The organism is Paraburkholderia ginsengiterrae (assembly GCF_001645125.1).
GTDB classification, from domain to species: Bacteria; Pseudomonadota; Gammaproteobacteria; order Burkholderiales; family Burkholderiaceae; genus Paraburkholderia; species Paraburkholderia ginsengiterrae.
On the sequence record NZ_LXKA01000052.1, the window covers coordinates 1 to 564 of the forward strand.

General features: G+C 74.8%; 1 protein-coding gene. It reads left to right on the forward strand.

What is annotated here, in order from left to right; translation table 11 throughout:
- Positions 1 to 237: 237 nt before the first annotated feature.
- Positions 238 to 564: dioxygenase family protein (locus A6V37_RS03615; protein ID WP_482194143.1), on the forward strand; the 327-nt coding region annotated here is incomplete at its 3' end.

Below are 564 nucleotides of genomic sequence, written 5' to 3' on the forward strand. Positions count from 1 at the left end.
GCGGGGAGGCAACAGGCGTGGTGTGATACAGAGCGAGAAGGAGAAGGAGGGCGGATGAGACGGAGAGGCGGGGAGGCGGGAGCAGGACGTGCGGACGAGGAGGGAGGGAGGAGCGGGGGGGTGTGGGGGGAGAGGAGGGAGAGGGCGGGGGGCAGGGGGGCACGGTGGTGTGGGCGGGGGGATGGGTGGTAGTGTGAGGGGGGGGGGGGAGGGGGGGGGGGCGGGAGGCGGGGCGGAGTGGGGGCGGGAGGGGGGGAGGGGGGGGAGGGCGGGGGGGGGGGGGGGGGGGGGGGGGGGAGCACGGGTGCGGACACCCGCGGCGAGGCGGTGCCGGGGGCTCAGGTCGAGTGCTGCCACGCAGAGCTGAAGGGCAACTACGCCCATCAGTACGAGGCGCATTCGGACTTCAACCTGCGCGGAACGATCCGTGAGGCGGCAGACAGAGGCTGGCAGTTGCGGAGCATCGGGCCGGTGGGCTACGGCGGCGCGCCCGACGGCACCACGGAGCGGCTGCTGGATAAGCTCGGCAGCCACGGCCGCCGCCCCGCGCACATCCACTTCTAC